Source organism: Streptomyces sp. NPDC029296 (assembly GCF_055569255.1).
On record NZ_JBVHXT010000070.1, the window covers coordinates 23,777 to 30,324 of the forward strand.

Consider the following 6,548-nt stretch of genomic DNA (forward strand, 5'->3'; position numbering starts at 1 on the left):
CCCGGTCGCGGGGGCGGCGGCGCGGGCCGCGTCCGGCCATGGCGGAGCCACCCCGCACTGGTAAAGTGGAGGTACCCCTCCACTCTAGCGGAGGCTCACCTCCGCTTCAATCGACCACCTCCCCGGGAGGCAGCAGTGACGGCCACGCCGTTCCCCGTCGGCGAGATCGTGGCGGCCCGCCGGCCGCACCGCAAGGACGCCGCCCGCAACTACGACGCCCTGTTGGAGGCCGCCCGCCGGGCGTTCGCCGAGCACGGGGCCGACGCCTCACTGGAGGACATCTCCCGCCGCGCCGGGGTCGGCATCGGCACCCTGTACCGGAACTTCCCGACCCGCCGCGACCTGTTCGAGACGGTCTACGCCGACGAGGTCGCCGCCCTGTGCGCGGCGGCCCTGGAGCTGGCGGACCGCGAGCCGTGGGAGGCGCTGACGGCGTGGCTGGACCGGTTCGCCGGCTACATGGTCACCAAGCGCGCGGTGCGCGAGGCGCTGAACGGCGAGTCGGACATCTTCCAGACCTGCCGCGAGTCCATGTACGCGGCCGGCGGTCCGCTGCTGGAGCGTGCGCAGCGGGCCGGCGCCGCCCGGACGGACATGGACTTCGGTGACCTGCTGCGGATGGTCGCCGGGATCACGGCGACGAACTTCGAGGACGACGTCCAGCGCGACCGGGTGCTGGCCATCGCGCTGGACGGGGTACGCGCCGGCCGCTGACCTCCGGGGCGCCGCGGACGCCCGCTCCGCGCGACGAAGTGTCCCGCGACCGGCCCCAATGCCCCACACCCTGTCCACGGCACCGCCGCGCACGCGCCCTCCAGGGTCGGCCGCATGACGCACAGCTTCGCGCTCCACATCCCCGACGCCGTCCTCGAACCCGAGCCCCTGGACCCCGGGCAGATCGTCTCCGGGAGTCCCGAGGTCACCGGGAAGGTGGTCTGGCAGTCGCCGGACGGGCGGCGGATCCGGGGGATCTGGCAGATCACCCCGGGCGTGGTCCCGGACACGGAGGCCGACGAGCTGTTCGTGGTGATCAGCGGCTCGGCCACGATCGAGGTGGAGGACGGGCCGACGCTGCGGGTCGGCCCCGGCGACATGGCGGTGCTGCGCGCGGGCGACCGTACGCGGTGGACGGTGCACGAGACGCTGCGCAAGGCGTACGCCATCACGCTCTGACGGGCGCGACCGGCCCGCCGGACAGGGAGACACGTTCGGAGGGTTGACACCCCGCCATGTCCGGACAAAGGTGGCCCGGAGCCGGGACGCACCGGTCCGGGCGCCGGTCCCCCGCTTCTGGGAGAGGCTGTCATGGTGGATGCGCTGGGTGTCGCCGTCATCGGGTTCGGCTGGATGGGCCGCGTGCACACCCGGGCCTACGCGCGGCTCCCGCACCACTATCCGGATCTTCCTCTGCGGCCCCGGCTGGTCACGGTCGCCGAGGAGGTGCCGGGCCTGGCCGAGGAGGCCGCCGAGCGGTTCGGGTTCGCCTCCGCGACCCGCGACTGGCGGGAGGTGGCCGCCGACCCGCGCGTTCAGGCCGTCAGCGTCACCGCGCCGAACTTCCTGCACCGGGAGATCGGCGTGGCGCTGGCCGAGGCCGGCAAGCACCTGTGGATCGAGAAGCCGGTGGGGCTGGGCACCGTCGACGCGTGCGCGGTCGCCGACGCGGTCGCGCGGGCCGGTGTGCAGGGCACGGTCGGCTTCAACTACCGCAACGCGCCCGCCGTGGAGGCCGCCCGCGAGCTGATCGCCTCCGGTGGGATCGGCACGGTCACGCATGTCCGCGTGCGCCTGTTCAGCGACTACGCGGCGGACCCGGACACCGCCCTGACCTGGCGCTACGAGCGGCGGCGCGGGGGCAGCGGGGTGCTCGGCGACCTGGCCTCGCACGGCGTGGACCTGGCGCGTTTCCTGTGCGGGGCCATCGACTCCGTCACCGCCGACACCGCGGTCTTCGTCCCGGAGCGCGCCCGTCCGGGCGGCGCGACGGCCGGCCACGCCCTCGCCGGTGGCGGCGAGCCGGGCCCGGTGGAGAACGAGGACTACGTCGGCTGTCTGCTCCGTTTCGCCTCCGGCGCCCGCGGGGTCCTGGAGGCCTGCCGGGTCTCGGTCGGCGAGCAGAACGCCTACGGCTTCGAGGTGCACGGCACCCGGGGCGCGGTGTTCTGGGACTTCCGGAGGATGAACGAGCTGGGCGTGAGCCGCGGCACCGGCTACCGGGACCAGTCCGTGAGCACGGTCCATGTCGGCCCGGGCGCCGGCGAGTTCGCCGCGTTCCAGCCGGGCGCGGCGAACGCGATGGGCTACGACGACCTGAAGGTGATCGAGGCCGGCCGGTTCGTCCGGTCCATCGCCGAGGGCACGCCGTACGGCACCACCCTCGCGGACGCGGTGCACAGCGCGCGGCTGCTCGACGCGATGGCGCGGTCCGCGCGGACCGGCGGCTGGGTGCGTCCGCGGGGGACTCCTTGAGGAGTTCCGGCGGCTCCCCGATGATGGCGCGAGGGGTTTGTACGGACAAGGATGGAGCGCATGCGTATCGGAATCCTCGGTCTCGGCCGCATCGGCTCCTTCCACGCCGAGACCCTCTCCGGGCTCGGCACCGTCGAGTCGCTGGTCGTCACCGATCCGTTCGCCGGCGCGGCCGAGCGCGCGGCGGAGCGGTTCGGCGCCGAGGTCGCCCCCTCCCCGCAGGCGCTGCTGGCGTCCGGGGTGGACGGCATCGTGGTGGCGGCGGCCACCGACGCCCACCCCGCGCTGATCCTGGCCGGTGTCGGGGCCGGTGTCCCGGTCTTCTGCGAGAAGCCGGTCGCCCGGACGATGAGCGAGGGCGTCGAGGTGCTGCGGGCCGTCCGGGACGGCGGTGTGCCGGTCCAGATCGGCTACCACCGGCGCTTCGACGCGGGATTCGCCGCCGCCCGGGCCGCCGTACGGGCCGGTGAGCTGGGGGCGCTGCACACCGTGCGGTCCACGACGCTGGACCCGGAGCCGCCGCCGGCCGCGTACGTCGCCGCGTCCGGCGGCATCTTCCGGGACTGCGCCGTGCACGACTTCGACGCCATCCGCTGGGTGACGGGCCGCGAGGTCACCGAGGTGTACGCGGTGGGCGGCAACCGGGGTGCCGGCCACATCAGGGCGGCGGGCGACGCCGACACCGCCGGCGCGCTGCTCACCCTGGACGACGGCACGGTCGCGATGGTGTCCAACTCCCGGCACAACCGGCGTGGTTACGACGTGCGCCTGGAGCTGCACGGCTTCGCCGACTCGCTCGCCGTGGGCCTGGACGACCGGCTTCCGCTACGCTCGGCCGAGCCCGGCGCGCGTTTCCCGTCGGGCGTTCCGCACGCCTTCTTCATGGACCGCTTCGCCGCCGCCTACCGTGCCGAACTCGCCGCGTTCACCGAGGTCGTGGCGGGCACCCGGCCCTCCCCGTGCACCGTGGAGGACGCCCTGGAGGCCGGCTGGATCGCCGAGGCGTGCGCCCTGTCCCTGCGCGAGCACCGGCCGGTGCGGCCGGCGGAGGTGCGGCCGGCCTGAGCGGGCGGGGGCGGCGCCGGGCCGGCGCCCGGTGCCGTCCCCGGTCCCGGGTCAGCCGCAGTACCGGATCAGCCACTCGTCCGCGTGGTAGGTGTCCCGCGCCGGGTCGGGGCGGGTGGCCGGCTCCGTCTCGACCGTGTCCTCGGGGCGTATCCGCTCGGGCAGGCGGCCGAAGCGCCGGTTCCGGGCGGCCGCGTCGGCGGCGTCCCCGGGCGTGTCGTGGGTGTGTGCGCGGTGTGTCATGTCGTCCTCCCGTCCACACGGGCGTTCCCCGTTGTCAGTCGAACGCCCGCGTGCCCCGGTTGGTTCCCGGCGGGCGGTGGCCGAATCCGCGAGGAGAGCGCGGGATCCGGCGTGCGCCCGCTCAGGCGCCGCAGGAGCGCAGGAAGCGGCGGGTGCGGACGGCGATCGGCAGCGGCCGGTCCGGCTCGCACGGGTACATGTCCTGCTCGACGATCGCGAACAGGTCCACGCCCAGTGCCTGGGCCGCCCGCAGCACCGGTTCCAGGTCCGGGATCCCGGCGGGCGGTTCGCACATCACCCCGCGCCGCACGGCGGGCCCGAACGGCAGCCCCTGCGCCACGACTTCGGCGAGGACGTCCGGGTCGACCTGCTTGAGGTGCAGATAGCCGACGCGTTCGCCGTAGGTCTCGATCAGCTGGACGCTGTCGCCGCCGCAGTAGGCGTAGTGCCCGGTGTCCAGGCAGAGGCTCACCAGTCGGCTGTCGGTGGCGTCCAGGAAGCGGGTGACGTGGGCCTCGGTGTCGATGTGGGTGTCGGCGTGCGGGTGGACGACGATGTCCAGGCCGTAGGTCTCCCGGACCCGGTGGCCGAGCCGTTCCATGCCCTCGGTCAGGTGCGTCCACTGCCCGGCGGTCAGCTCGGGCGGCTCCAGGATCTCGGCGGTCTTGTCGTCGCGCCAGAAGGAGGGGATCACCACCAGGTGCCGGGCGCCCGTCGCCCGGGTGAGTTCGGCGACCCGGCCGACGTGGGCCCAGGTCTCCTCCCAGACGGCCGGTCCGCGGTGCAGGGCGGTGAAGACCGTGCCGGCCGAGACCCTCAGGTTCCGCCGGGCCAGCTCGTCGGTGAGCCGGGCCGGGTCGGTGGGGAGGTAGCCGTAGGGGCCGAGTTCGATCCAGTCGTAGCCCGCCTCCGACACCTCGTCGAGGAAACGGTGCCAGGGGATCTGGTGCGGGTCGTCGGGGAACCAGACGCCCCAGGAGTCGGGGGCGGAGCCGACCCGGATGCGGTCGAGGGTCTGGGCCATGGTCAGGGGTTCCTCTCCGGGTCGGTCGTCGCGGGCGGGGCGGGAACGCGGCCGCGTCGGGACGGGATACAAGCCCCTGCCGGACCCGCTGTCAATCCTTTGTCAGGACATCGTTTCACAGCCGGGTCCGCTGTTCCCCGCCGAGCGTGGGGCGCCCGGTGCTGGTCCTTCCCGCGCGTTGCTGGTAGCACAGGAGTGTCCGGCCCCCAGTACGCGCAAGGTCCAGGAAGTCACCGTCCCGGAGGTCTCCCGTGCTGCGAGCGATGCTGACGGCGGGCGCGGTCCTCGCCGCGCTGCTGGCCCCCGCCACCGCCCACGCCGAGGAGGGCGGGCCGGGCATCCCCCCGCTCACCGACGCCCGGGGGCGGGTGCTCACCCTGCGCGGCTGGAACATCGAGGACAAGGCGCACCGGGGCGAGCAGGCGCTGAGCGCGATCACCGAGCGCCATCTGCGCGATCTGCGCGCCCGGGGCTTCGGCTTCGCCCGGCTGCTGGTCTTCTGGGACGACCTGGAGCCCCGGCCCGGGCGGTACAGCGAGAGGTATCTGCGCAGGATCGAACGCGTCCTTGACTGGGCCGAGCGCCAGGACGTGCGGGTCGTCCTCGACGCCCACCAGGACGTCTTCGGGCCCGCCTTCGGCCACCGGGGCGTACCCGCATGGGCGACCAGGACCGACGGGCTGCCGTTCACCCCGCACCCGGACGACTGGTTCGCCGAGTACTTCGAGCCCGCCGTGCAGCGCGCCTTCACCCATCTCTACGAGGACGACGACCTCCGGCACGCCCAGGCCCGGATGTGGCACACCCTCGCCACCCGCTTCGCCGGCCACCCGGCCGTACTCGGCTACGACCTGATCAACGAGCCCATGGGCGAGCCGAGGCCCGGGGAGGACCTGCCGGCGGCCGCGCGGCGCATCGAACGCGAGCAGCTGACGCCGATGTACAACCGCCTGGCCGGCGCCGTCCGCCCGGCCGACCGGGACGCCTGGCTGTTCGTCGAGCCGACGCCGGTCGTCGGCGAGGGCGTGCCGACCGGCCTCGGCCGCGTCCGCGATCCCCGGGTGGTGTACGCGCCGCACTTCTACGACACCGCGATGGAGGCGGGCGCCGACTACGACCCCGGGGCGGGCTGGATCGAGCGGTACGAGCGGGCCGTCACCGCGTATCCGCGGCGGTACCGGGTCCCGGTGGTGGTCGGCGAGTGGGGCCCGCCGGACAGCTCGCTGCCGCACATGAACCGCTTCTACCGTGACGCGCTGGCCTCCCTCGGCCGCTATGCCTCCGGCTGGGCGGGCTACGTGTGGTGCTACGGCGGCGGGTACTGCGCGCTCGACGGCACCGGCGCCTTCCGCGCCAACAAGGAGCTGACCGTGCAGCCGTACGCCGAGGCCGTGGCGGGCACGGTCCACTCCGCCGCCTACGACCCCGGGGCGGGCGTGTACCGGCTGGTGTACCGCGCGGCGTCCCGCGGCCCCCGGGTGAGCGTGCTGTCCCTGCCGCCGGGCGCGTGGCGGATCACGGCCGGGGGCGGCGTGCGCGTCGTACGGCACACGGCCGGCCGGGCATGGGTCCGGGCGGCCCCGGGCGTCCTGGCGGCCGTCACGGTGACGCGCGGGTGACCACGGCTCCGCCGCTCGGCCGGGCACGCACGCGGGGGGGGGGGGGGGGGGGGGGGGGGGGGGGGGGGGGGGGGGGGGGGGGGGGGGGGGGGGGGGGGGGGGGGGGGGGGGGGGGGGGGGTGTGGGGG

General features: G+C 75.0%; 7 protein-coding genes. 5 read left to right on the top strand and 2 right to left on the bottom strand.

Going from position 1 to position 6,548, the window contains the following annotated elements; all coding sequences use genetic code 11:
• Positions 1-135: 135 nt before the first annotated feature.
• From ACZ4W9_RS38370 to ACZ4W9_RS38385, 4 genes are all read left to right on the top strand, one after another.
• The gene (locus tag ACZ4W9_RS38370; RefSeq protein WP_467943864.1) at positions 136-714 is read left to right on the top strand and encodes a TetR/AcrR family transcriptional regulator; all 579 of its coding nucleotides are present in this window, start codon (positions 136-138) and stop codon (positions 712-714) included.
• A 114-nt stretch (positions 715-828) separates the two neighbouring features.
• Positions 829-1,173, top strand: coding sequence for a cupin domain-containing protein (locus tag ACZ4W9_RS38375; RefSeq protein WP_467943865.1), 345 nt, complete (start codon positions 829-831; stop codon positions 1,171-1,173).
• A gap of 132 nt (positions 1,174-1,305) precedes the next feature.
• Positions 1,306-2,469 carry a Gfo/Idh/MocA family protein gene (locus tag ACZ4W9_RS38380; protein ID WP_467943866.1) on the top strand — a complete coding sequence of 388 codons (1,164 nt, stop codon included), beginning with the start codon at positions 1,306-1,308 and terminating at the stop codon, positions 2,467-2,469.
• 60 nt (positions 2,470-2,529) lie between these two features.
• Entirely contained in the window at positions 2,530-3,534 is a 1,005-nt protein-coding gene (locus tag ACZ4W9_RS38385; RefSeq protein WP_467943867.1) for a Gfo/Idh/MocA family protein, read from the top strand.
• A 51-nt stretch (positions 3,535-3,585) separates the two neighbouring features.
• On the opposite strand, the gene ACZ4W9_RS38390 is transcribed toward ACZ4W9_RS38385, so the two are convergent.
• Together ACZ4W9_RS38390 and ACZ4W9_RS38395 are read right to left on the bottom strand one after the other, a co-directional pair.
• Positions 3,586-3,777, bottom strand: a complete 192-nt coding sequence (locus tag ACZ4W9_RS38390) for a hypothetical protein (protein ID WP_467943868.1) — start codon at positions 3,775-3,777, stop codon at positions 3,586-3,588.
• 121 nt (positions 3,778-3,898) lie between these two features.
• A complete protein-coding gene (locus tag ACZ4W9_RS38395; RefSeq protein WP_467943869.1) occupies positions 3,899-4,801 on the bottom strand; it encodes a sugar phosphate isomerase/epimerase family protein in 903 nt (300 codons plus the stop codon).
• Positions 4,802-5,064: 263 nt separating this feature from the next.
• Here ACZ4W9_RS38395 and ACZ4W9_RS38400 point away from each other — a divergent pair, with 263 nt between their 5' ends.
• Positions 5,065-6,420 (top strand): cellulase family glycosylhydrolase, encoded by a 1,356-nt coding sequence (locus tag ACZ4W9_RS38400; protein ID WP_467943871.1) that lies wholly within the window; start codon positions 5,065-5,067, stop codon positions 6,418-6,420.
• The last annotated feature ends 128 nt before the right edge of the window (positions 6,421-6,548 follow it).